The sequence below is a fragment of the Streptomyces vulcanius genome (assembly GCF_042653945.1).
In the GTDB taxonomy this organism is placed as follows: Bacteria; Actinomycetota; Actinomycetes; order Streptomycetales; family Streptomycetaceae; genus Streptomyces; species Streptomyces mangrovi.
Genome location: NZ_JBHSFK010000018.1, coordinates 107,958 through 128,614, shown reverse-complemented (window position 1 = coordinate 128,614; position 20,657 = coordinate 107,958). Strand labels below are relative to the sequence as shown.

At 71.4% G+C, this 20,657-nt stretch carries 26 protein-coding genes and 1 pseudogene; 10 read left to right on the top strand and 17 right to left on the bottom strand.

The window, feature by feature from the left end; all coding sequences use genetic code 11:
• Positions 1 to 8: 8 nt before the first annotated feature.
• The 4 genes from ACFPIH_RS26925 to tsaB are packed head-to-tail and all read right to left on the bottom strand — an operon-like array spanning position 9 to position 2,548.
• On the bottom strand, positions 9 to 272 hold the full coding sequence (locus tag ACFPIH_RS26925; RefSeq protein ID WP_381176534.1) for a hypothetical protein: 264 nt from the start codon (positions 270 to 272) through the stop codon (positions 9 to 11).
• Positions 269 to 1,354: a tRNA (adenosine(37)-N6)-threonylcarbamoyltransferase complex transferase subunit TsaD gene (gene tsaD / locus ACFPIH_RS26920; RefSeq protein WP_381176531.1), complete on the bottom strand. Its 1,086-nt coding sequence runs from the start codon at positions 1,352 to 1,354 to the stop codon at positions 269 to 271. The genes ACFPIH_RS26925 and tsaD overlap by 4 nt, the downstream gene beginning before the upstream one ends.
• Positions 1,347 to 1,859: a ribosomal protein S18-alanine N-acetyltransferase gene (gene rimI, locus ACFPIH_RS26915; protein ID WP_381176724.1), complete on the bottom strand. Its 513-nt coding sequence runs from the start codon at positions 1,857 to 1,859 to the stop codon at positions 1,347 to 1,349. The genes tsaD and rimI overlap by 8 nt, the downstream gene beginning before the upstream one ends.
• 32 nt (positions 1,860 to 1,891) lie before the next feature.
• Positions 1,892 to 2,548 carry a tRNA (adenosine(37)-N6)-threonylcarbamoyltransferase complex dimerization subunit type 1 TsaB gene (tsaB, locus tag ACFPIH_RS26910; protein ID WP_381176528.1) on the bottom strand — a complete coding sequence of 219 codons (657 nt, stop codon included), beginning with the start codon at positions 2,546 to 2,548 and terminating at the stop codon, positions 1,892 to 1,894.
• A gap of 97 nt (positions 2,549 to 2,645) precedes the next feature.
• Between tsaB and ACFPIH_RS26905 the strand changes: the two genes are divergently transcribed.
• On the top strand, positions 2,646 to 3,203 hold the full coding sequence (locus ACFPIH_RS26905; protein ID WP_381176525.1) for a hypothetical protein: 558 nt from the start codon (positions 2,646 to 2,648) through the stop codon (positions 3,201 to 3,203).
• 33 nt (positions 3,204 to 3,236) lie between these two features.
• Here the strand turns inward: ACFPIH_RS26905 and ACFPIH_RS26900 are convergent, their stop codons facing one another.
• The 8 genes from ACFPIH_RS26900 to ACFPIH_RS26865 form a co-directional block, all read right to left on the bottom strand.
• Entirely contained in the window at positions 3,237 to 3,407 is a 171-nt protein-coding gene (locus tag ACFPIH_RS26900; RefSeq protein ID WP_381176522.1) for a hypothetical protein, read from the bottom strand.
• A 118-nt stretch (positions 3,408 to 3,525) separates the two neighbouring features.
• Positions 3,526 to 4,050 (bottom strand): tRNA (adenosine(37)-N6)-threonylcarbamoyltransferase complex ATPase subunit type 1 TsaE, encoded by a 525-nt coding sequence (gene tsaE / locus ACFPIH_RS26895; RefSeq protein WP_381176519.1) that lies wholly within the window; start codon positions 4,048 to 4,050, stop codon positions 3,526 to 3,528.
• Positions 4,016 to 5,281, bottom strand: a complete 1,266-nt coding sequence (locus ACFPIH_RS26890; protein WP_381176516.1) for an alpha/beta fold hydrolase — start codon at positions 5,279 to 5,281, stop codon at positions 4,016 to 4,018. Before ACFPIH_RS26890 ends, tsaE begins: the two co-directional genes overlap by 35 nt.
• A gap of 119 nt (positions 5,282 to 5,400) precedes the next feature.
• Entirely contained in the window at positions 5,401 to 6,570 is a 1,170-nt protein-coding gene (gene alr, locus ACFPIH_RS26885; protein ID WP_381176513.1) for an alanine racemase, read from the bottom strand.
• 34 nt (positions 6,571 to 6,604) lie between these two features.
• Positions 6,605 to 7,489 (bottom strand): L,D-transpeptidase family protein, encoded by an 885-nt coding sequence (locus ACFPIH_RS26880; protein WP_381176510.1) that lies wholly within the window; start codon positions 7,487 to 7,489, stop codon positions 6,605 to 6,607.
• A gap of 200 nt (positions 7,490 to 7,689) precedes the next feature.
• The gene (locus ACFPIH_RS26875) at positions 7,690 to 9,132 is read right to left on the bottom strand and encodes an NAD(P)H-hydrate dehydratase (RefSeq protein ID WP_381176507.1); all 1,443 of its coding nucleotides are present in this window, start codon (positions 9,130 to 9,132) and stop codon (positions 7,690 to 7,692) included.
• A gap of 285 nt (positions 9,133 to 9,417) precedes the next feature.
• Positions 9,418 to 9,789, bottom strand: coding sequence for a holo-ACP synthase (locus ACFPIH_RS26870; RefSeq protein ID WP_381176504.1), 372 nt, complete (start codon positions 9,787 to 9,789; stop codon positions 9,418 to 9,420).
• 35 nt (positions 9,790 to 9,824) lie between these two features.
• A complete protein-coding gene (locus ACFPIH_RS26865) occupies positions 9,825 to 10,424 on the bottom strand; it encodes an NADPH-dependent FMN reductase (protein WP_381176501.1) in 600 nt (199 codons plus the stop codon).
• A 113-nt stretch (positions 10,425 to 10,537) separates the two neighbouring features.
• Here ACFPIH_RS26865 and ACFPIH_RS26860 point away from each other — a divergent pair, with 113 nt between their 5' ends.
• Positions 10,538 to 11,374 carry a helix-turn-helix domain-containing protein gene (locus tag ACFPIH_RS26860; protein ID WP_381176498.1) on the top strand — a complete coding sequence of 279 codons (837 nt, stop codon included), beginning with the start codon at positions 10,538 to 10,540 and terminating at the stop codon, positions 11,372 to 11,374.
• A 12-nt stretch (positions 11,375 to 11,386) separates the two neighbouring features.
• Here ACFPIH_RS26860 and ACFPIH_RS26855 read toward each other — a convergent pair whose 3' ends face one another.
• Together ACFPIH_RS26855 and ACFPIH_RS26850 are read right to left on the bottom strand one after the other, a co-directional pair.
• Positions 11,387 to 11,533, bottom strand: a complete 147-nt coding sequence (locus ACFPIH_RS26855) for a hypothetical protein (protein WP_381176495.1) — start codon at positions 11,531 to 11,533, stop codon at positions 11,387 to 11,389.
• Between the two features lie 8 nt (positions 11,534 to 11,541).
• A complete protein-coding gene (locus tag ACFPIH_RS26850) occupies positions 11,542 to 11,925 on the bottom strand; it encodes a hypothetical protein (RefSeq protein ID WP_381176492.1) in 384 nt (127 codons plus the stop codon).
• A 100-nt stretch (positions 11,926 to 12,025) separates the two neighbouring features.
• Here ACFPIH_RS26850 and ACFPIH_RS26845 point away from each other — a divergent pair, with 100 nt between their 5' ends.
• The 3 genes from ACFPIH_RS26845 to ACFPIH_RS26835 all read left to right on the top strand — a co-directional run bounded on the left by ACFPIH_RS26845 (position 12,026) and on the right by ACFPIH_RS26835 (position 13,511).
• On the top strand, positions 12,026 to 12,508 hold the full coding sequence (locus ACFPIH_RS26845) for a MarR family winged helix-turn-helix transcriptional regulator (protein WP_381176489.1): 483 nt from the start codon (positions 12,026 to 12,028) through the stop codon (positions 12,506 to 12,508).
• 86 nt (positions 12,509 to 12,594) lie between these two features.
• Positions 12,595 to 13,116 carry a cupin domain-containing protein gene (locus ACFPIH_RS26840; RefSeq protein WP_381176486.1) on the top strand — a complete coding sequence of 174 codons (522 nt, stop codon included), beginning with the start codon at positions 12,595 to 12,597 and terminating at the stop codon, positions 13,114 to 13,116.
• Complete coding sequence (locus ACFPIH_RS26835; protein WP_381176483.1) at positions 13,113 to 13,511, top strand: VOC family protein; 399 nt, start codon at positions 13,113 to 13,115, stop codon at positions 13,509 to 13,511. The genes ACFPIH_RS26840 and ACFPIH_RS26835 overlap by 4 nt, the downstream gene beginning before the upstream one ends.
• A gap of 10 nt (positions 13,512 to 13,521) precedes the next feature.
• Here the strand turns inward: ACFPIH_RS26835 and ACFPIH_RS26830 are convergent, their stop codons facing one another.
• Entirely contained in the window at positions 13,522 to 13,941 is a 420-nt protein-coding gene (locus ACFPIH_RS26830; protein WP_381176480.1) for an ATP-binding protein, read from the bottom strand.
• Between the two features lie 117 nt (positions 13,942 to 14,058).
• Here ACFPIH_RS26830 and ACFPIH_RS26825 point away from each other — a divergent pair, with 117 nt between their 5' ends.
• The 3 genes and pseudogenes from ACFPIH_RS26825 to ACFPIH_RS26815 all read left to right on the top strand — a co-directional run bounded on the left by ACFPIH_RS26825 (position 14,059) and on the right by ACFPIH_RS26815 (position 15,254).
• Entirely contained in the window at positions 14,059 to 14,895 is an 837-nt protein-coding gene (locus ACFPIH_RS26825) for a helix-turn-helix domain-containing protein (protein ID WP_381176477.1), read from the top strand.
• A gap of 8 nt (positions 14,896 to 14,903) precedes the next feature.
• A pseudogene (locus ACFPIH_RS26820) lies at positions 14,904 to 15,071 on the top strand (DUF397 domain-containing protein); the annotation flags it as partial.
• A gap of 48 nt (positions 15,072 to 15,119) precedes the next feature.
• Positions 15,120 to 15,254: a DUF397 domain-containing protein gene (locus ACFPIH_RS26815; RefSeq protein WP_381176721.1), complete on the top strand. Its 135-nt coding sequence runs from the start codon at positions 15,120 to 15,122 to the stop codon at positions 15,252 to 15,254.
• Here the strand turns inward: ACFPIH_RS26815 and glmS are convergent.
• A complete protein-coding gene (glmS, locus tag ACFPIH_RS26810) occupies positions 15,228 to 17,075 on the bottom strand; it encodes a glutamine--fructose-6-phosphate transaminase (isomerizing) (RefSeq protein WP_381176474.1) in 1,848 nt (615 codons plus the stop codon). The two genes, ACFPIH_RS26815 and glmS, sit on opposite strands and share 27 nt — an antisense overlap.
• A 164-nt stretch (positions 17,076 to 17,239) precedes the next feature.
• On the opposite strand from glmS, the gene coaA reads away from it, so the two are divergent.
• Positions 17,240 to 18,208 (top strand): type I pantothenate kinase, encoded by a 969-nt coding sequence (coaA, locus tag ACFPIH_RS26805; RefSeq protein WP_381176471.1) that lies wholly within the window; start codon positions 17,240 to 17,242, stop codon positions 18,206 to 18,208.
• Positions 18,209 to 18,224: 16 nt separating this feature from the next.
• Positions 18,225 to 19,145 (top strand): DUF389 domain-containing protein, encoded by a 921-nt coding sequence (locus ACFPIH_RS26800; RefSeq protein ID WP_381176468.1) that lies wholly within the window; start codon positions 18,225 to 18,227, stop codon positions 19,143 to 19,145.
• 77 nt (positions 19,146 to 19,222) lie between these two features.
• Here the strand turns inward: ACFPIH_RS26800 and glmM are convergent, their stop codons facing one another.
• On the bottom strand, positions 19,223 to 20,581 hold the full coding sequence (gene glmM / locus ACFPIH_RS26795; RefSeq protein ID WP_381176465.1) for a phosphoglucosamine mutase: 1,359 nt from the start codon (positions 20,579 to 20,581) through the stop codon (positions 19,223 to 19,225).
• Between the last annotated feature and the right edge of the window lie 76 nt (positions 20,582 to 20,657).

Sequence of the window (20,657 nt, the reverse complement as noted above, 5' to 3'; positions counted from 1 at the left end):
ACGGTTACTCAGACGTAGGGATCCCCAACTGCCTCAAACCGCCATCGATGCACCGGACGGGTCACCAAGTCACCCGCCGGTTCCGGGAGTTCGGGGAGGTCTGCGGCGTACTCCGCGTCCCACCAGGTGATGACCAGGACGCGGTCCTGCGGGGCCCGGAGGGTTTCGCGGCGGAGCGGGCTGACCGGGAGGCCCTGGGCCTGGGCCCAGGCGAGCAACTCCCCGCCCTTCCCCGGGACCGCGCGGGCCTCCCACATCAGCGCGACCGTCATGTGTAGAGGTTCTCCTTGCTGACCTCGTGCACATGGTCGTGCCCGGGGACGTGGGGGTCGGTCACGGGCAGGGAGGAATCGGCCGACAGGTCCCAGCTGGAAGCGGCCCGGTTCCTGGCCACCATCTCCGCGCCCAGGGCGGCGACCATCGCGCCGTTGTCCGTGCACAGCTTGGGGCGCGGGACGCGCAGGCGGATGCCGGCCGCCTCGCAGCGCTCCTGGGCGAGGACCCGCAGCCGGGAGTTGGCCGCGACGCCGCCGCCGATCATCAGGTGGTCCACGCCCTGGTCGCGGCAGGCGCGGACCGCCTTGCGGGTGAGGACGTCGACGACGGCCTCCTGGAAGGAGGCGGCGACGTCACGGACCGGAACCTCCTCACCGGCAGCGCGCCTGGCCTCGATCCAGCGGGCCACGGCGGTCTTCAGCCCGGAGAAGGAGAAGTCGTACGCCGGGTCGCGCGGGCCGGTGAGGCCGCGGGGGAAGGCGATGGCGGCCGGGTCGCCCTCGCGGGCGTAGCGGTCGATGACCGGTCCGCCGGGGAAGCCCAGGTTCAGCACGCGGGCGATCTTGTCGAAGGCCTCGCCGGCCGCGTCGTCGATGGTGGCGCCCATGGGGCGGACGTCGGAGGTGATGTCGGAGGACAGGAGGAGGGAGGAGTGGCCGCCGGAGACCAGGAGCGCCATCGTCGGCTCCGGGAGCGGGCCGTGTTCCAGCTGGTCGACGCAGATGTGGGAGGCGAGGTGGTTGACGCCGTAGAGGGGCTTGCCGAGGGCGTAGGCGTACGCCTTCGCCGCCGAGACGCCGACCAGCAGGGCGCCGGCCAGGCCGGGACCGGCCGTGACGGCGATGCCGTCGAGGTCCTTGGCGGTGACCCCCGCCTCCTTCAGCGCCCGCTCGATGGTCGGGACCATCGCCTCCAGGTGGGCGCGGGAGGCGACCTCGGGGACGACCCCGCCGAAGCGGGCGTGCTCGTCGACGGACGAGGCGATGGCGTCGGCGAGAAGAGTCGTGCCGCGGACGATGCCCACGCCGGTCTCGTCGCAGGAGGTCTCGATCCCCAGGACCAGGGGTTCGTCAGCCATTGATGTCGGTTCCTTCGCCTGGCGGTGCTGAGGGTACTGAGGTGGTGGGGTCGGTGAGGCGCATCACGAGGGCGTCCACGTTCCCCGGCTGGTAGTAGCCGCGCCGGAACCCGATGGGCGCGAAGCCGTAGCGCTCGTACAGCTTCTGGGCGCGGACGTTGTCCACCCGGCACTCCAGCATGACCTCGGCGCACTCGAAGGCGGTGGCCGCGCGCAGCAGTTCGGTGAGCAGCACCCCGCCGAGGCCGGTGCCCCAGTGTTCGCGGGCGACGGCGATGGTCTGGATGTCGGCCAGCTCGCCCTGGGCGGCGAGCCCGGCGTAGCCGAGGATTCGGCCGGCGGTGACGGCGACGACGTAACGGCGGGTCGCCTCGGGCCCGCGCGCGTGCGCCAGCTCGGACCAGAACATGCCGCGGGACCAGGCGTCCTCGGGGAAGAGGGCCTTCTCCAGCTCCAGTACGGGATCGATGTCCCACCAGCGCATCTCGCGCAGCGAAGGCGTCATGGACACGGATACGGGTCCGGGTGCGGAATCGGTCACTTGGGGGTGACCACCTTGTAGTTCTTGGGGACCTGGGCGTCCGGGCGGCGCAGGTACAGCGGGCGGGGCGCCGGGAGCTCCTCGCCCGCGGCCAGCCGCTCGGCCGCCAGCGCGGCGAGGGCGGCGGCGGAGACGTGCTCCGGCGCGTGGACGTTCGGGAAGACCTCCGGGTACAGCAGGGCGCCCGCGCCGACGGCCGGCAGTCCGGCCACCCGCTCGGTGAGGTCGGCGGGACGGTCCACGGCGGGCTCCGAGAGGCGGGTGCGGGAGTCGGCGTACGTCGCCCAGTAGACCTCCTTGCGGCGCGCGTCGGTCGCCACGACGAAGGGCCCGGACCCGATGTCGGCGGCGTACGCGAGGCCGTCCAGCGTGCACAGGCCGTGCACGGGGACGCCGAGCGCGAGCCCGAAGGTGTCGGCGGTCATCAGCCCGACCCGCAGCCCGGTGTACGGGCCGGGGCCGACGCCGACGACGATCGCGGTGACGGCGTCCAGTGGCCGCCCCGCGTCGGCGAGCAGCCGGTCGACGGCGGGGAGCAGCAGCTCGCCGTGGCGGCGCGCGTCCACCTGACCGGAGGAGGCGATGACGTCCGTGCCGTCGTGCAGGGCGACGGTGACGGCGGGCGTGGCGGTATCCAGAGCGAGCAAGAGCACGCGCCCAGCCTACGGCTCTCCGGCGCCCGTGTCGGAAGTCCCGGTCACGCCCGTGACGACTACGATCGTGACGCTTATGACGATGAGGTGATCGCTGGTGGCAGGCAGCAGCTCCACGTTCGTCGCCGCACTCACGGCGGCGGCCGTGGCGACGGTCGGGTTCCTCGCCTACCAGGCGTCGGCGAGCGTGCCCGGGGATCTCGGCGGACCGCGCGCGGGCGCCTCCTCCGCCGCGACCAAGAAGGCGCCCAGGGACAAGCGGCACCCCGCCGCTCTGCCGGGGAACTCCGGCACCGGCCGGCGGGTGGTGTACTCGGTGGACGACGACCGGGTGTGGCTGGTCGGGGACAAGGCCGAGGTCGAGCACACCTTCGCGGTCACCCCCGGCACCGTCGACCCGCCCCCCGGGACGTACTACGTCACCTCCCGCTCGAACTCGGTCACCGGCACCGACGGCACGCCCGTCGAGCACGTCGTCCGCTTCGCCACCGTGAAGGGCGTGACCGTGGGCTTCAGCGCGGCGGTCGGCACCACGAGACCGACGACGTCCTCCGGTACGCCGGTCAGGACGGGCGGCATCCGCGAGTCCCGCGCCGACGGCACCGCGATGTGGGCCTTCGCGACGATCGGCCGGCGGGTGGTCGTGATCCGTTGAGCGGCCTTGGGGCGCTCGACGGAACGTCCGGCGTCAGGCGGCCTTCGGGCGCTCGACGGAACGTTCGGCGTCCAGTCGGTCGGGCAGGCGCGGGGGCGTCGAGACCGTCTCCGCCGCCGCGCACGAGGCCAGCAGGTCGCGCATGGACGCCCCCGCGAGCGTGAACGGGCGCGGCGGCTGGGCCTGGGGCTCGGTGGCCGACATGGGCGCCTCCTGAGTGCGGGGCGGACCTAGTTAGGTACACCTAACCAAGGACTGGATACCATGTGACCACGCACAAGACGAGGAACGCAACATTTTGCCGACGTCCTGTCGGAAACGTTCACGCGTGCGGCGAGGCTCCGAGCACGCCCAGGTCCGCCGCCGCCCACCGCTCCCCGAGCCCGGTGACGGTCAGGTGCCGCACCTCGTCCGTCGTGTCGCCGACGGCCCGGTGGATCCGTACCTGGAGCCGCTCGTCGGCCAGCTCCTCGACCTTCCCCTCGCCCCACTCCACGACGATCACCGACTCGGGCAGGGACACGTCGAGGTCGAGGTCCTCCATCTCGTCGAGCCCGCCGCCCAGGCGGTACGCGTCGACGTGGACGAGCGGCGGCCCGTCCCCGAGGGAGGGGTGGACGCGGGCGATCACGAAGGTCGGCGAGGTGACGGCACCCCGCACCCCGAGCCCTTCCCCCAGCCCCCGGGCCAGCGTCGTCTTGCCCGCGCCCAGCTCCCCGCTGAGCATCACGAGATCACCGGGGCGCAGCAGCCCGGCCAGGCTGCGGCCCAACTCCCGCATCTGTTCCGGGGAGTTGATGGTCAGCTCGATCTCAGCCAGGTTGTGCGGTGCCGTTGGTGCTTCCATAACCGCCCACGGTACTTCCTGCCGGCACGGCGCCCGCGCGGGTGAGCAGGTCGGCGAGACGGTCGGTGACCACCTCGGGGTGTTCCAGCATCACCAGGTGCCCGGCGTCCGGGACCAGCACCAGTTCGGCGTCCGGCAGCAGGTCGGCGATCACCTCGCTGTGCTCGCTCGGCGTGATCAGATCCCCGGTACCGGCCAGCACGAGCACCGGCATGTCCGCGAACAGCCCCAGCGCCGCCGTCTTGTCGTGGTCGGTGAACGCCGGATAGAACTCGGCGACGACATCGATCGGCGTCCCCTCGATCATCCGCTCGGCGAACCGCACCACCGCGGGATCGACGTCCCGCGAAGCGAACGAGTACCGCTTGATGATCCCGGCGAACAGGTCGGCGGTCGCCCGGCGCCCCTTCTCCACCAGCGCCGCCTGCTGTCCGAGCGCCTTCAGCACGCCCGGCAGCACCCGCCGCACCGCGTTCACCCCGGCGACCGGCAGCCCGAAGCTGACCTCGCCGAGCCGCCCGGACGACGTCCCCACGAAGGCCGCGGCGACCACCCGCTCCCGCACCAGCTCCGGATACTGCGCGGCGAGCGCCATCACCGTCATCCCGCCCATGGAGTGCCCGACGAGCACGATCGGCCCCTCGGGCACGGCCGCGTCGATCACGGCCTTCAGGTCCTGCCCCAGCTGGTCGATGGTGACCGGCGCACCCTCCGCGAGCTGGGCCGCGCCGCGCGCGGACCGGCCGTGGCTGCGCTGGTCCCAGTGCACGGTCCGTACGACGCCCCGCAGGGCCGCGCGCTGGAAGTGCCAGGAGTCCTGGGTGAGGCAGTAGCCGTGGCTGAAGACGACGGTGACCGGCAGCGGCGCCTTCCGCCCGAACAGCCGACGGCGCCGGCCCGCGGGCCCGCCCTGCGGCTCGACGTCGTCGACCTCGTAGTACAGCTCGGTGCCGTCGTCGGCTGGCGCCTTGCCCGGGGTGCCGCGCAGCGCGCCGTACGGCCCCGCCGAGTCGAGGGCGAGGCGGGCCTTCGCCCGTATGCCGCGCCCCACCGTCATCCGCTCCAGGGCCACGCCGGCCGCCGCGCCCGCGGCGATCACGCCTATCGCGGCACCGGCGATACCGGTCGCCCGGCGCCAGCCGCCGCCTCCGGCCGCCCCCGTGGCGGAGACGACGGCGACGGCCGCCGAGGCGGCAGCCGCCACTGCCTCCTCCGCACTGCTCTCGCTCACGTACCGCTCCTTCGGTTCACAGGCTCGCCCACCAGGTGGCCGGGTCCGCCCACACGGATACCCATTTCGTCACTCGTTCACATGGACACATTCACATGAACGCGCTCACACGGACGCACTCACACAGACGCACCCACATAGACGCGGGGAACGCGTGCTCCGATGCGCGTGACGATCTCGTATCCGATGGTCCCGGCCGCCTGCGCCCAGTCCTCGGCCGTGGGCTCGCCGTGTTCGCCCGGCCCGAAGAGCACCGCCTCCGCACCCGGCTCGGGCTCGTCGCCGCCCAGATCGACGACGAACTGGTCCATCGCGATCCGCCCGGCGACGGTGCGCCACTTGCCGCCGACCAGGACCGGGCCGGTCCCGGAGGCGTGCCGGGGCACTCCGTCCGCGTACCCGAGCGGGACGAGCCCGAGGGTGGTCTCACCCGGCGTGACGTACCGGTGCCCGTAGCTCACGCCGTGTCCGCCGGCCACGTGTTTGACCAGGGCGAGCGAGGCGGCCAGCGTCATCACCGGCCGCAGCCCCAGGTCGGCGGCGGAACCGAGCGCCGGACCGGGTGAGACGCCGTACATGGCGATGCCCGGCCGGACGAGGTCGAAGTGGCTCTCGGGAAGCGTGAGCGTGGCGGGCGAGTTGGCGATGTGCCGCACCTCGGGCCGTACGCCGGCCCGCTCGGCGCTCGCCACCATCTCCTCGAAGAGGGCGAGCTGGACGGCGACGGACGGATGCCCGGGTTCGTCGGCGCAGGCGAAGTGCGACCACAGCCCGGTGACCCGGACCAGACCGGCGCTCTCGGCCCGCACCGCGGCGGCCACCAGTTCCCCCCAGTCGGCGGGCTGGCACCCGTTCCGCCCGAGCCCGGTGTCGGCCTTGAGCTGCACGAGCGCCGGCCGCCCGGCCGCCCGCGCCGCCTCCGCGACCTCCCGCAACGCCCAGAGTCCGCTCACCGAGACATCGATCCCGGCCTCGACCGTCTCCCGCCAGGGCCCGCCCGGTGTCCACAGCCAGCACATGATCCTGACGTCCGCCGGGAGCTCACCGGAGGCCCGCAGCGCGAGGGCCTCCTCGGGCGTGGCGGTGCCCACCCAGCCGGCCCCGGCCTCGACCGCGGCCCGGGCACACGGCAGGGCACCGTGCCCGTACCCGTCGGCCTTGACCACGGCCATGAACGCCGCCCCCGGTGCCTGGGCACGCAGGGTCCGCACATTGGCCCGCAGCGCGGCCAGGTCGATCTCGGCGCGGGCGCGCGGCGGGGTGGCGGGCGTCTTGGCAGTCTCACTCATCGTGCCCAGTGTCTCAGAGGGCTCGGACAACACCTCAGGTGCCGGGCCTACGCCCCCACACATAGACCTGGTCCCCCTTCTTGAGCACATCCCAGAGCTTGCGCGCGTCACCGACCGCGAGATTGACGCACCCCATGGACCCGACAGTGGTGTGGATGCTCCCGTAGACGGCGTGGAAGGCCTGCCCGCCGTCGAAGAACTGCGCATAGGGCATAGGGGTGTTGTAGAGAGTCGACCAGTGGTTCTTGTGCTTCCAGTAGACGCTGTGCCACCCCTTGCGGGTCGGGTACGCCGTCCGTCCGCTCCGCATGGTGAGGGGCCCGAGGACGACCTTCGACCCCTTCTGCACCCAGGTCAGCTGCCGGTCGAGATCGACACAGGCGACGCGGACGTTCTTCTCGGGGCACTTCTTGGCGGCGTTGGGGTTCTTCCGCGCCGAGATCCACATCATCCGCGCCCAGGTCACAGGCCCCGCGAACCCAATGGCAGGCTTGATGTTCTCCTTCTTCTGAAAGGCCTGGATCTTCTTGCAGTCGGCGGCGGACTGCTGCCCGTCCACCTTCAGCTTCAGCCACTTCTCGACCGCCTTCTGATACGGCCCGGTCGACTTGCTGCACGTCACACGCGAGGCCGCGTCGGCGAGCGGCACGTACTCGACGAGCGCGTACGTCCCCTCCGGCGCGTCGCTCGGCTCGACGGCGTCCTCGCCGGCGGTCGGCTGATACGGCGTCGGCGCGAGCACCTGGTCGGGGGTGTCGATCTGCCAGGGCTGATAGGGCCCCGGCGCCACCCCGGGCACCAGCTCGCTCTCGGGAACGGGCGGTTGAGGGACACCGACGGCGGCCGTGGGCGTGGCCAGCAGGGCCATCGCGGCCAGCAGGCCGGCAAGGGAGGGCGATGCAATATGTCTGCCAATCATGCGATCAGACAACCGCGAGCCCCCCAACCCCCCACGCTGCCACACGGCAGGGTCACCTCTTCAGCGCAGCCCTGGCTGTCGCCTTTCAGCCCGTCCGGCGCTTGAGGACGAGGCCCGCCAGGGCCGACAGCGGGGGCCTGGGGGCGGCAGCCCCCAGGGACGGGACGGGTAGGGGCGGCGGGGGCGAGAAAACCCCCACCTCACCCCCGCCGCACATCCCGCCACGCCCCAGGAACCGCCTCGGCGACCTCATACGCCCCCACCGGCGCCCCATCCGCCGCGAACCGCCCCGCCAGCCCATGCAGATACGCCCCCACACTCCCCGCGTCACGCGCCCCCAGCCCCGCCGCCAGCAACGACCCCGTCAGCCCCGACAGCACATCCCCGCTCCCCGCGGTGGCGAGCCAGGGCGTCCCGGTGGCGTTCACCCGTACGGGCGACCCCACGTCAGGGTCGGCCACCAGCGTCGTGGACCCCTTCAGCAGCACGGTCGCCCCATACCGCGCCGCAAGCTCCCGCACGGACGCCAGCCGCGCCCCCTCCACCTCCTCCCGCGCCACCCCGAGCAGCGCGGCGGCCTCCCCGGCATGCGGGGTCATCAACGTCGGCGCGCCACGACCCCGTACGGCATCCCGGTCCGCGAGCCGCAGCCCGTCCGCGTCGAGCAGCACGGGTACGTCCGACTCCAGTACCTCGGCGACGGAGGCGGCGTCGTCCCCGGCCCCGGGCCCGACGACCCACGCCTGCACCCGCCCGGCCCGCTTGGGCCCCTGGTCGGACACGAGGGTCTCCGGGAAGCGAGCGAGCACGGCGTCCCCGGCGGGCCCGACGTACCGTACGGCTCCCGCCCCGCCCCGCAGCGCGCCCGCGACGGCGAGCACGGCGGCGCCCGGATACCGCGAGGACCCGGCGGCGATCCCCACGACCCCCCGCCGGTACTTGTCGCTCTCGGCCCCGGGCACCGGCAGCAGCGCGGCGACATCGGCATGCTGCAAGGCCTCGAGTTCGGGTACGGCGGGCAGTTCGGGGCCGAGGCCGATGTCGACGAGCCGGACGCTCCCGGCGTACTCCCGGGCGGGGTCGACGAGCAGCCCCGGCTTGTGCGTGCCGAAGGTGACGGTCAGATCGGCCCGCACGGCCGCCCCCCGCACCTCCCCGCTGTCCGCGTCGACCCCGCTGGGCAGATCGACGGCGACGACGGCGGCCCCGGACTCGGCGACCACCGAGACCAGCCCGACGGCCTCCCCCCGCAGCCCACCCCGCCCGCCGATCCCGACGATCCCGTCGACCACGAGGTCGGCCCGCCGAACGACCCGCTCCGCACCCGCCACAGCCACCACGGAACCCCCGGCCCGCCGCAGGGCGGCCAACCCCCCGCCATGCACCCGCTCGGGCGAGAGCAGCACGGCGCTCACCCCGGCGCCCCGCCGGGCCAGCCGCGCGCCGGCGTACAGGGCGTCGCCCCCGTTGTCCCCGCTCCCCACCAGCAGCACGACCCGCCGCGCGTACACCCGCCCCAGCAACTCCGCGCAGGCGGCGGCCAGTCCGGCCGCGGCCCGCTGCATCAACGCCCCCTCGGGAAGCCGCGCCATGAGCACACCCTCGGCCGACCTGACCGTCTCCACGCTGTAAGCGGTACGCATAATCCCGAGTCTGCCACCCCCCAACCGCCCCCCTCCGGCAACCACCCCCGAACGGTCACCCCTCGGCAACCACCCCCGGCCACCAACCCGACAGTCACCCTCCGGCAATCACCACCACCCGCAGCCCGCCACCCGGGCAGGCCCCCCAACCGCCACCCCAGCCCGTCACCCCTTCGGCAGTCACCCCCGACGGCCATCTCCACCCAGCAGTCACCCCTGGAAGTCACTCCGGGCCGCGACCCCCGGCGATCGCCCCCCGGCCGCCACCCGCAAAGGTCCCGCCCGTCACCCCTCCGCGATCACCACCGCCGAAGCCACCCCCGCATCGTGACTCAGCGACACATGCCACGACCGCACGCCCAGTTCGGCCGCGCGGGCCGCCACGCTCCCCCGTACCCGCAGCCGGGGCCGCCCGCTGTCCTCGACGTAGACCTCCGCGTCGGTCCACAGCAGCCCCGCCGGTGCCCCCAGCGCCTTGGCCACCGCCTCCTTCGCCGCGAAGCGGGCCGCCAGCGAGGCGACGCCCCGGCGCTCCCCGCTGGGCAGCAGCAACTCGCTCTGGGAGAAAAGCCGTTGGGCGAGTGCGGGCGTCCGCTCCAGGGACGCCGCGAACCGCTCGATCTCGGCCACGTCGATACCGACCCCGATGATGCTCATGCCGAGCACCCTACGGCCGGGGCGGTGCCTCGCCGTCACGCCGGATAGGGAGCGGCCTCGCGCGCCGACCGGAGGGCGGACGTCCACCAGGCCAACTGGTCGAGCATCGTCTTGGCGTACCCGGCGGCCTCGGGGTCGAGGGGGCGGCCGTCCCGCCACGAGAGGTAGTAGTTCGGGAAGGCGAGACCGTCGCGGATCGTCACCGCGTGCAGTTCGGTGAAGACGTTCTCCAGATGCAGCACGGCGTGGCGGCCGCCCGCCACGCTGCCGTAGCTGACGAAGGCCACGGGCTTGGCCGTCCACTGGGAGTAGTGCCAGTCGATGGCCGCCTTCAACGACGCGGGATAGCTGTGGTTGTACTCGGGCGTGACCACGATGAAGGCGTCCGCGCCCACCAGGGCCGATGTCAGAGCCGCCATACCGGCCGGGCGGGGGTAGGTGTCCCCGGCGGACCTCGGCGAGTCCGCGGGCAGCGCCAACGGGATCTCGATGTCGGCCAGATCGACGACGTCCACCTCGAACCCGCCGTACAGACGGGCCTGTTCGGCGACCCACGCCCCCGCGACCGGACCGAACCGTCCCTCCCGGACGCTTCCCACGATGATCACCAGCTTGTGCTTGCTCTCGTTTTCCATGCCCACCACGATCCGGCTGCTCCGCGGGGCGGGCCAGACCGTGCTCAGGCTGGCCCCCGCAGGGCCACCCTGAGCGCTCCACGACCGCGGGACGGCATCGTAGGCTCGTGGCCATGGGCACTCCGTTGGGAGACTTCGTCCGCGCCAAGCGCGACAGCATCCAGCCGGACTCACTGGGACTTCCGGATCACGGCCGCCGACGGTCGCCGGGGCTACGGCGCTCGGACCTCGCCGCCCGGGCCGGCATCAGCGTCGAGTACCTGACCCGTCTGGAACAGGGCCGTGACCGCAATCCGTCGACGGCGGTACTGAACGCGCTCGCCGACGCGCTGAGCCTCGCCCCCGCGGAGCGCACACACCTGCGCTACCTCGCGAAGATCACCAGCGGGGCGTGCCCCTCCCACACCCAGGCCGCGCCCCCGCCCCGCGAGGTCCGTCCGTCGGTCCTGGAGACGCTCCGCCTCCTCGAACCGGGGATCGCGACGGTGACCAACCGGCTCGGCGACATCCTCGCCCGCACCAACGGCTTCGAGTCGGTGGCGGACGGCACCGGCCTGCTCGACACCGACACCCCGAACCTCACCCGCTATGTGTTCACCGACCCCCGCGCCCGCACGTTCTTCGGCGACTGGGACGACATCGCGGACGAGCTTGCCTTCGACCTGTGGCTGGGACCGTCCGCCACCGCTTCCGAGTGGTTCACCGAGGAACTCGCCCCCGCCGCCGGCCCCGACTTCACCCGCCGTCTGAACCGTCACCTGGTTCCGCGCCGCGGCCCGCTCCTCCTCAACCACCCGTCCGGCAGCGCACTCCGCTTCCACCGCGAGACACTCGAACTGACCTCGGACGCCCAGCAGTTGATCGTCTTCCTCGCCGCGGACGAGAGCACGGCGCAGGCCGTGGAACAACTCACCCAGCGCCCTCGTCCCCGCCTGCGAGCCATCTCGTAACAGCTTCGAGTCTCATTCGAGCGCGACGGCCGCCGCCCGCAGCTCGTCGAGCGCCCGGCGGGTGAGTTCGGCGAAAGTCCGCTCGTTGGCCGGGGCGGTCCAGCGCTCGAAGCCGCGGATGCCGAGGTCGGCGGCGAGGCTCGCGGTGGGATCCGGCACCCCGCGGGTCAGGCCACCGCGCCGGCGACTCCGGTACGACCCTCCGGAACGCCGACGATCGTCACGATGACCTGCTCACGGATGCCCTCGCCGAGCACGCCGACCAGGGCCTCGGTGATGGTGCCGACCAGTCGGGCGGGGGCGTCCGGGATCTCCGGCAGGTGATAGGCGGCCTCGCGCATGCTGAGGGTGACGAGCGGGGCGTCGATCCCGGAGGGGACCCCGCCGATACCCCGGCGGTGCTGCGGGATCCCGATCAGGTCCACCCCGACCAGCCGGCGGAGCCGCTCCCCGTACACGGCACCGACCGCGTCGGTCAGGGCGCTGATCAGCTTCGGTTCGACCGTCCCGTCGAGGGCTTCCTCGCGGATGTGCACGCTGAAGTGCGGCATGGTGGAATCTCCGTTCGCACTGGTGAGTAGCATGAAGAGTTCACTTTGCAAGCAAAGCAAAACATCTTTGAAGACAAAGGTAACTGGAGAGGGGTGTGCGATGTCAATGCCCGACGCGCACGACGCCGGAGTCGATGACACCGTCCGGGCCCTGCTGCTGCTGATGCCCCGGATGGTGGGCCGGGCCAAGAAGATCCCCGTGCCCGAGGCGCTGCGGTCCTTCTCGCTGGCGCCGCGCCACCTCTCTCTGCTTTCCTACCTGCTCTTCGACGGGCCGATGACCGTGAACGAGCTGGCCGACCGCCTCCAGGTCGCCCCGACGACGGTGAGCCTCCTGGTCGGCGACCTGAGCCGACAGGGAATCCTGGAGCGGCGCGAGGACGACGCGGACCGGCGCCGGCGGATCATCGGCATCGCACCCGCCCACCAGCCCGCGATCACCTCCTGGCTCGCCCCGGGTGCGGCGGCATGGCGCAAGGCACTGGCCCCCCTGACACCGGATCAGCGCCAGACCTTCGTCGACACGCTGCTCACCTACGAAGCGGCGGTCAGCGGCGAGGAGGACCGGCCCGCGGAACCCTAGGGCCGGTCCGGGCTGCGCCTGAACGGGCTGGTGGGGTACCCGAATTGACGTGGCCAGGCCCGTGTTCAAGGTCATAGGGTCGGGCGATGACCCAGGAAACATCCACACAGACCTCGTCCGCCGCGCCGTTCCCGCCGGTGCTGACCCGTGGTGCCGACGCCGAGACCTGCGCCGACCCCAGCAGTGTGATGACGCTGCTCGCCGACTCGGACAGCACGGCCGACGGCTTCACCAGCTACCGGTCCACGTTCGCCAAGGGGGCCGTGGGAGCACCCGCGCACTTCCACACCAAGGCGACCGAGATCTTCTTCGTGCTCAGCGGATCCCTCAGGGTTCTGGTCGGGGAGGAGATCACCGTCCTGGAGGCGGGCGACTTCCTGGCCGTACCGCCGCACACCCCGCACGCCTTCGCCGCGGCGCCCGGCTGCGAGGCGGACGTGTTGTTCGTGTTCACGCCGGGCATGGGCCGGTTCGACTACTTACGCCTGCTCGGCCGCGTGATGCGCGGCGAGGCCGACGCGAAGGCGCTCGCCGAGTCGGCGGAGCGGTTCGACAACCACTACGTGGACAGCCCTGTCTGGCGTGCCGCACTGGAGGCGTCGACGTGATCGACTCGACGGTTCATGTCCGGGTGGCCCGGCCCTCGGGCGACCTTGCCGCCGCCGAACGTTTCTACGTGGACGGCCTCGGCCTGACCGTCCTGTGGCGCACGGCCGAGCGCGTCCCCGGCGAGCACGACCTGGTGATGGTCGGCCCGCCCGACGCCGCGTGGCACTTCGAGCTGACGCACGACCCGGACGATCCGCTGGAGCCCACCCCGACGGTGGACGACCTGTTCGTGCTCTACCTGGGCAAGCCGGCGGACAAGGAGTTGATCGACCGCCTGGTGGCAGCCGGCGGCACCCGTGTCCCGGCGCACAACCCGTACTGGGAGGAGCATGGAGTGACGATCGCCGACCCGGACGGCTACCGCCTGGTGCTGTGCTCCCGCACCTGGGCCTGAACGGCGTCCGCTAGGCGGCGGCCAGCTCGCACCACACGTACTTGCCCCGGCTGCCGAACCTCGACATCGGCTGCCAGGCCCACAGGTCGGAACAGGCCTGCACCAGGGCCAGCCCCCGCCCCTCCTCCGCCTCACCCCCGAGCGCCGCGAACCGTCCCGGGGGGCGGGGTGGCTCCGGGTCCGCGTCCCAGGCCCCGACCTGCAACACCCCGTCCCGCCACCGCACCCGCAGCGCGGCGGGCCCTTTCTGATGCCGTACGGCATTGGAGACCAGCTCGGCGGCGAGCAGCTCGGCGGTGTCGATCAGACCGGCAAGCCCGTTGACGGTGAGGATCGCCCGGAGGGTGTGCCGGCTGACGGTGACGGCACGGGGGTCGTTGGGGATGGAGAGGAAGTAGTCCCAGGGTTCGATTTCGGGGGTTTCGGGCATGCGGGGGCTCCCAAGTCGATTTCATAGAGTGCGCGTTGCGTCACCGAAGGTAGACCTGACAGTTTCGGTGGAGCAAGCCGATCGCGTAATCTGAACCCGAACGAGGAGGAGCAGCCGATGTCGACGAGGCGCGAACCAACAGCGCGTCAGATGCGCCTGGCGGTCGAACTCCGCAGGCTCCGCGAAGCGTCCGGCCTCAAGGCTCGCGAGGCGGCGGCGTTACTCGGCGTGAGTCACGTTCAGATCAGCCAGATCGAGGCCGGCCTCACGGGCGTGAGCGAGCAACGACTCCGGCGCCTCGCGTCCCACTACGCCTGCACGGACGATGAGTTCGTCGATGCTCTGATCGCGATGGCCACCGATCGGACGCGGGGCTGGTGGGAGGAGTACCGGGGCCAATTGCCCACGTCGTTCCTGGACCTGTCCGAACTGGAACACCACGCCCGGTTTCAGCGCCACGTTGCCATCTTGTACGTCCCAGGCCTGTTGCAGACGAAGGACTACGCCCGTGCCGTGTTCTCCGACAGGATCCCCGAACTGACCGAAGAGGAAATGGACTTGCGGGTCCACCACCGCATGGCGCGCCAAGAGCTCACCGTCCCTTATGAAGCGGTGATCCACGAAGCGGCGCTGCGCATCAGGGTCAGCGACCGCGCCGTGTCACGAGCCCAACTCGACCGCATCCTGGAACTCTCCGAAGCGGATCACATCACAGTGCGTGTGATCCCCTTCGATCTGGACGGCTTCTCCAGAGCCGCGAACACCATGACCTACGTGGGCGGCACCGTGCCCAAGCTGGACACTGTCACCCGCGACACACCTCTTGGCACGGTCTTCATCGACTCCGAAGCTCAACTCAGCGCCTGTCGAACACTTTTCCGTAGGGTGGAGACCATGTCGCTCGACCCCGAACGCTCGCGCGACTTCATCCACAAGCTGGCGAAAGAGCTGTGAGGCAGTCCATGGACACCTGGCGCAAGTCGTCCTACTCAGGCCCCGGCGACGGAAACGAATGCGTCGAAGTCGCCACCTCCCCCACCCACACCGCCATCCGCGACAGCAAGGCCCCGGCCAGAGCAACCCTCACCTTCCCCACCGCAGCCTTCACCGCCTTCGTCGACGCCCTCGAGCCCTGGCGGAAGTCGTCCTACTCCGGCGGCGGCGACGGCAACGACTGCGTGGAAATCGCCACCACCCCCACCCACACCGCCATCCGCGACAGCAAGGCCCCGGCCGGAGGCACCCTCAGCTTCCCGGCCGGAGCCTTCGACGAATTCCTCCGCGCTCTACTCCACCGTGACGGACTTCGCTAGGTTGCGCGGCTGATCCACCTCGTTCCCCCGCGCCGTGGCCAACTCGCACGCGAAGACCTGCAACGGCACCGTGGCCACCAGTGGCTGAAGCAACGTCGGCGTCGCGGGGATCCGTACGAGATGGTCGGCGTACGGGACGACCGCCTCGTCCCCCTCCTCCGCGATGACGATCGTCCGCGCACCCCGGGCCCGGATCTCCTGGATGTTGGAGACGATCTTGTCGTGGAGGACGGACCGCCCCCGGGGCGAGGGAACCACGACAACCACCGGCAGATCCTCCTCGACGAGAGCGATCGGCCCGTGCTTCAGCTCACCGGCGGCGAAGCCCTCGGCATGCATATAGGCGAGCTCCTTCAGCTTCAGGGCCCCCTCCAGCGCGACCGGATACCCGACGTGCCGCCCGAGGAACAGCACGGTCCGCTTCTCGGCGAGCGACCGAGCCAGCTCCCGCACGGGCTCCATGGTCTCCAGCACCCGCTCGACCTGGCCGGAGATCTGCGCGAGGTCGCGGATGACGGCACGGATCTCGTCGGCCCACTTGGTGCCGCGCACCTGCCCCAGGTAGAGGGCCACCAGGTAACAAGCCACCAGCTGCGTCAGAAAGGCCTTCGTCGACGCCACCGCCACCTCGGGCCCCGCATGCGTGTACAGCACCGCATCCGATTCCCGAGGAATGGTCGACCCGTTGGTGTTGCAGATGGCCAGCACACAAGACCCCTGCTCCCGCGCGTGCCGCAACGCCATGAGCGTGTCCATGGTCTCCCCGGACTGCGAGATGGCGATCACCAGCGAACGGGAGTCGAGAATGGGATCCCGGTACCGGAACTCGCTCGCCAGCTCCACCTCGCACGGGATGCGCGTCCAGTGCTCGATGGCGTACTTGGCGATGAGCCCGGCGTGGAAGGCCGTACCGCAGGCGACGATGACGACCTTGTCGACCTCCCGCAGCACCCCCGGAGGGATCCGCACCTCGTCGAGCGTCAGTGAGCCGGCCGCGTCGATCCGGCCGAGCAGGGTATCGGCGACAGCCTTGGGCTGCTCGGCGATCTCCTTGAGCATGAAGTAGTCATAACCCCCCTTTTCCGCGGCCGACGCGTCCCAGTCGATGTGATACGACCGCACCTCGGCCGGACGCCCGTCGAAGCCGGTGACCACCACCCCGTCCCGGCGCAGCTCCACCACCTGGTCCTGACCCAGCTCGACCGCCGACCGCGTGTGGGCGATGAACGCGGCGACGTCCGAGGCGAGAAAGGCCTCACCCTCCCCAACGCCCACCACCAGCGGCGAGTTCCGCCGCGCCCCGACGACCACGTCCGGCTCGTCGGCATGCACCCCGACCAGCGTGAACGCCCCCTCCAGCCGCCGGCACACCAGCCGCATGGCCTCGGCGAGGTCGGCGGTCCCCGAGAACTCCTCGGCGAGGAGATGCGCCACGACCTCGGTGTCCGTCTCCGACAACAGCTCGTGTCCGCGCTCGGCCAGTTCCGCCCGCAGCACGGCGAAGTTCTCGATGATCCCGTTGTGCACGACGGAGACGCGCCCGGCGTTGTCGAGATGCGGATGCGCGTTCGCATCCGTGGGGCCGCCGTGCGTGGCCCACCGCGTGTGCCCGATACCGGTGGTGCCCGCCGGCAGGGGCCGTTCCTTGATCTCCTTCTCCAGATTGACGAGCTTGCCCGCCCTCTTCGCGGCGGCGAGCCCCCCGTCCGCCAGCACGGCGACACCCGCCGAGTCGTACCCCCGGTACTCCAGCCGCTTCAGCCCGGCCATGACGACATCGAGCGCCGACTGAGACCCCACGTATCCCACGATTCCGCACATGCGCGGCAGCCTACGACCGATCCCCACCCCAAAAGACCCTCACCGTGCCCGATTTCGGAAATTCCCACGGGGATACGAACTCTCCCCTCCCCACGTGACACACCCCACCCGCCACCCCGTTCAAACTCCGTTAACAATGGACTGTGATCTCTCCGGTCTCCCCGATGCCCCGGAGCGCCCACCGGCACAGGCCGGAGGCGACTCCCTTCGTCGACCTCACCCGCCCCGAGTGGAGCGCGCTGCGCGACAAGACGCCGCTGCCACTGACCGCCGAGGAGGTCGAGAAGCTGCGCGGCCTGGGTGACGTCATCGACCTCGACGAGGTCCGCGACATCTACCTCCCGCTCTCCCGCCTCCTCAACCTCTACGTCGGCGCCACCGACGGGCTCAGAGGCGCACTCAACACCTTCCTCGGCGAGCAGGGCTCCCAGTCCGGCACCCCGTTCGTGATAGGCGTGGCCGGCTCCGTCGCCGTGGGGAAGTCGACCGTCGCCCGCCTTCTCCAGGCCCTGCTCTCCCGCTGGCCCGAACACCCGCGTGTGGAGCTGGTGACCACCGACGGTTTCCTGCTGCCCACCCGGGAGCTGGAGGCCCGCGGCCTGATGTCGCGGAAAGGTTTCCCCGAGTCCTACGACCGCCGCGCGCTGACCCGTTTCGTCGCCGACATCAAGGCGGGAAAGGACGAGGTCACTGCGCCCGTCTACTCCCACCTCATCTACGACATCGTCCCCGACCGGCGGCTCACCGTCCGCCGCCCCGACATCCTCATCGTCGAAGGGCTGAACGTCCTCCAGCCCGCCCTCCCCGGCAGCGACGGCCGTACCCGCGTCGGCCTCGCCGACTACTTCGACTTCAGCGTGTACGTCGACGCGAGCCTCGAGGACATCGAGCGCTGGTACCTCAACCGGTTCCGCAAGCTGCGCGCGACCGCCTTCCAGAACCCCGACTCGTACTTCCGCAAGTACACCCAGGTCACCGAGGACGAGGCCCTCGACTACGCCCGCACCCTCTGGCGCACCATCAACAAACCCAACCTCGTCGAGAACATCGCCCCCACCCGGGGCCGCGCCACCCTGATCGTCCGCAAGGGCCCCGACCACAAGGTGCAGCGCCTCAGCCTGCGCAAACTCTGACGGCTACCCTGCCCCCATGCTGCATCTGCGCCTGATCACGCCGTCGGAGAAGACCGACGGCGTGGTCCGCCTGATCGAGAACACCGTCGGCACCACACACCTGGTGGTCATGGAAGGCGCCGCCCGCAACCCCTCCGGTGACGTCGTGACCTGCGACGTCGCCCGCGAGGCCGGTGACGGGCTCCTCACCGGACTCCAGCGCCTGGGCATCGACAAGTCGGGCTCGATCGCCGTCGAGAACATCGACCTGTCGCTGTCCCTGCGCGCCGACAAGGCCGAGGCGGAGGCACCGGGCGAGGGCGCCGACGCCGTCCTGTGGGAACACCTCACCGACGCCAGCCACGAGGAGTCGACGCTCTCCGTCACCTACCTCGCCTTCATCACCCTCGCCACGATGATCGCCGCCTGCGGTGTGGTCCTCGACAACGCGGTCCTGATCGTGGGCGCGATGGCGGTGGGCCCGGAGTTCGGCCCGCTGGCCGGCATCTCGACGTCGATCGTGCGACGCGCGCCCCGCCTCGCCCTGCGTTCGCTCGTCGCCCTGCTGATCGGCTTCGCGGTGGCGATGGCGGTGACGGTCGGCTTCAGTCTCTTCATGGACGCGATCGACCTGTTCAGCAAGGAGCAGCTGGAGGCCGACCGCCCCCAGACCGGCTTCGTCTACGCCCCCGACGCCTTCTCCTTCATCGTCGCCGTGCTGGCCGGAGCCGCCGGCACCCTCTCCCTGACCTCCGCCAAGTCCGGCGCCCTGGTCGGCGTGGCCATCTCGGTCACCACGGTCCCGGCCGCCGCCAACGCGGCCGTCGCCCTCAGCTACGGCGACACGGAACAGACCTGGGGCTCGACGCAGCAGCTCCTCCTGAACCTGCTGGGCATCGTCCTGGCCGGCACCGCAACCTTGCTGATCCAGAAACGGGCCTGGGCAAAGCGCCCCTGAAGGAGCGCGGGGCGCTGTCGATTCGCGGCTCCGCCGCCTGGGCGCGACCAGCCACGACGGCGCCGCACCCGAAGGCATCACCCCAGTGCGGACTTCACCACATCGGCCAGCCGCCCCGCCACCGACCGGGCCTGGTCGATGTCGGCCGCCTCGACCATCACCCGGACCAGCGGCTCGGTACCGGAAGGCCGCAGCAGCACCCGTCCCGTCGTGCCCAGCTCCCGCTCGGCGTCGGCGACGGCGGCCGCCAGTTCCGTGGACGAGGAGACCCGGGACCTGTCCACGTCCGGCACATTGATCAGTACCTGGGGCAGCCGCTCCATCACGGAGGCCAGCTCCCGCAGCGACCGTCCGCTCTCCGCGACCCGCGCCGCGAGCATGAGCCCGGTCAGCGTGCCGTCACCGGTCGTCGCGTGGTCGAGGATGATCACGTGCCCGGACTGCTCGCCACCGAGCGCGTAGCCGTGCTCCTTCATCTCCTCCAGCACATACCGGTCGCCGACCGCCGCCTGCACCAGCCGGATCCCCTCCCGCTCCATCGCGAGCTTGAAGCCGAGGTTGGACATCACGGTCGCGACCACGGTGTCGGACCGCAGCGTGCCCCGCTCCCGCATGGCGAGCGCGATCACGGAGAGGATCTGGTCGCCGTCGATCTCCTCGCCGCCGTGGTCCACGGCGAGGCAGCGGTCCGCGTCACCGTCGTGCGCGATGCCGAAGGCGGCCCCGTGCTCGACGACCGCCGCCTTCAGCTTCTCCAGATGCGTGGACCCGCACCCGTCGTTGATGTTGAGCCCGTCCGGCTCCGTCCCGATGGTCACGATCTCGGCCCCGGCCCGCGTGAACGCCTCCGGCGACACCCGTGCCGCCGCGCCGTGCGCCTCGTCGAGGACGATCTTCAGCCCGTCGAGCCGGTTGGGGAGGACGGCGATCAGGTGGGCCACATACCGGTCGAAGCCCTCGTCGTACGTCCGTACGCGTCCGACGCCCGACCCCGTCGGCCGCTGCCAGGGCTCACCGCGCCGGTGCTCCTCGTAGACGGACTCGATCCTGTCCTCCAGCTCGTCGGCGAGCTTGTGGCCGCCGCGGGCGAAGAACTTGACCCCGTTGTCGGGCATGGCGTTGTGGCTCGCGGAGAGCATCACACCGAGGTCGGCGCCGAGCACACCGGTGAGGTGGGCGACGGCCGGCGTCGGCAGCACGCCGACCTTGAGGACGTCCACGCCCGCGCTCGCCAGGCCGGCCACCACGGCGGCCTCCAGAAACTCCCCGGAAGCTCGCGGGTCCCGTCCCACGACGGCCACCGGCCGGTGGCCCTCGAAGGTGCCCGCTTCGGCCAGCACATGCGCCGCGGCGACGGACAGACCGAGCGCCATCTCGGCCGTCAGATCCGCGTTGGCGACACCTCGCACGCCGTCCGTTCCGAAGAGTCGTCCCACTTGTCCTCCTGAGGAAGCGTCAGTTATGGAAAGCGTACTTACACCGGATAGCGGCATCCGGTCGGACAAGTATTTT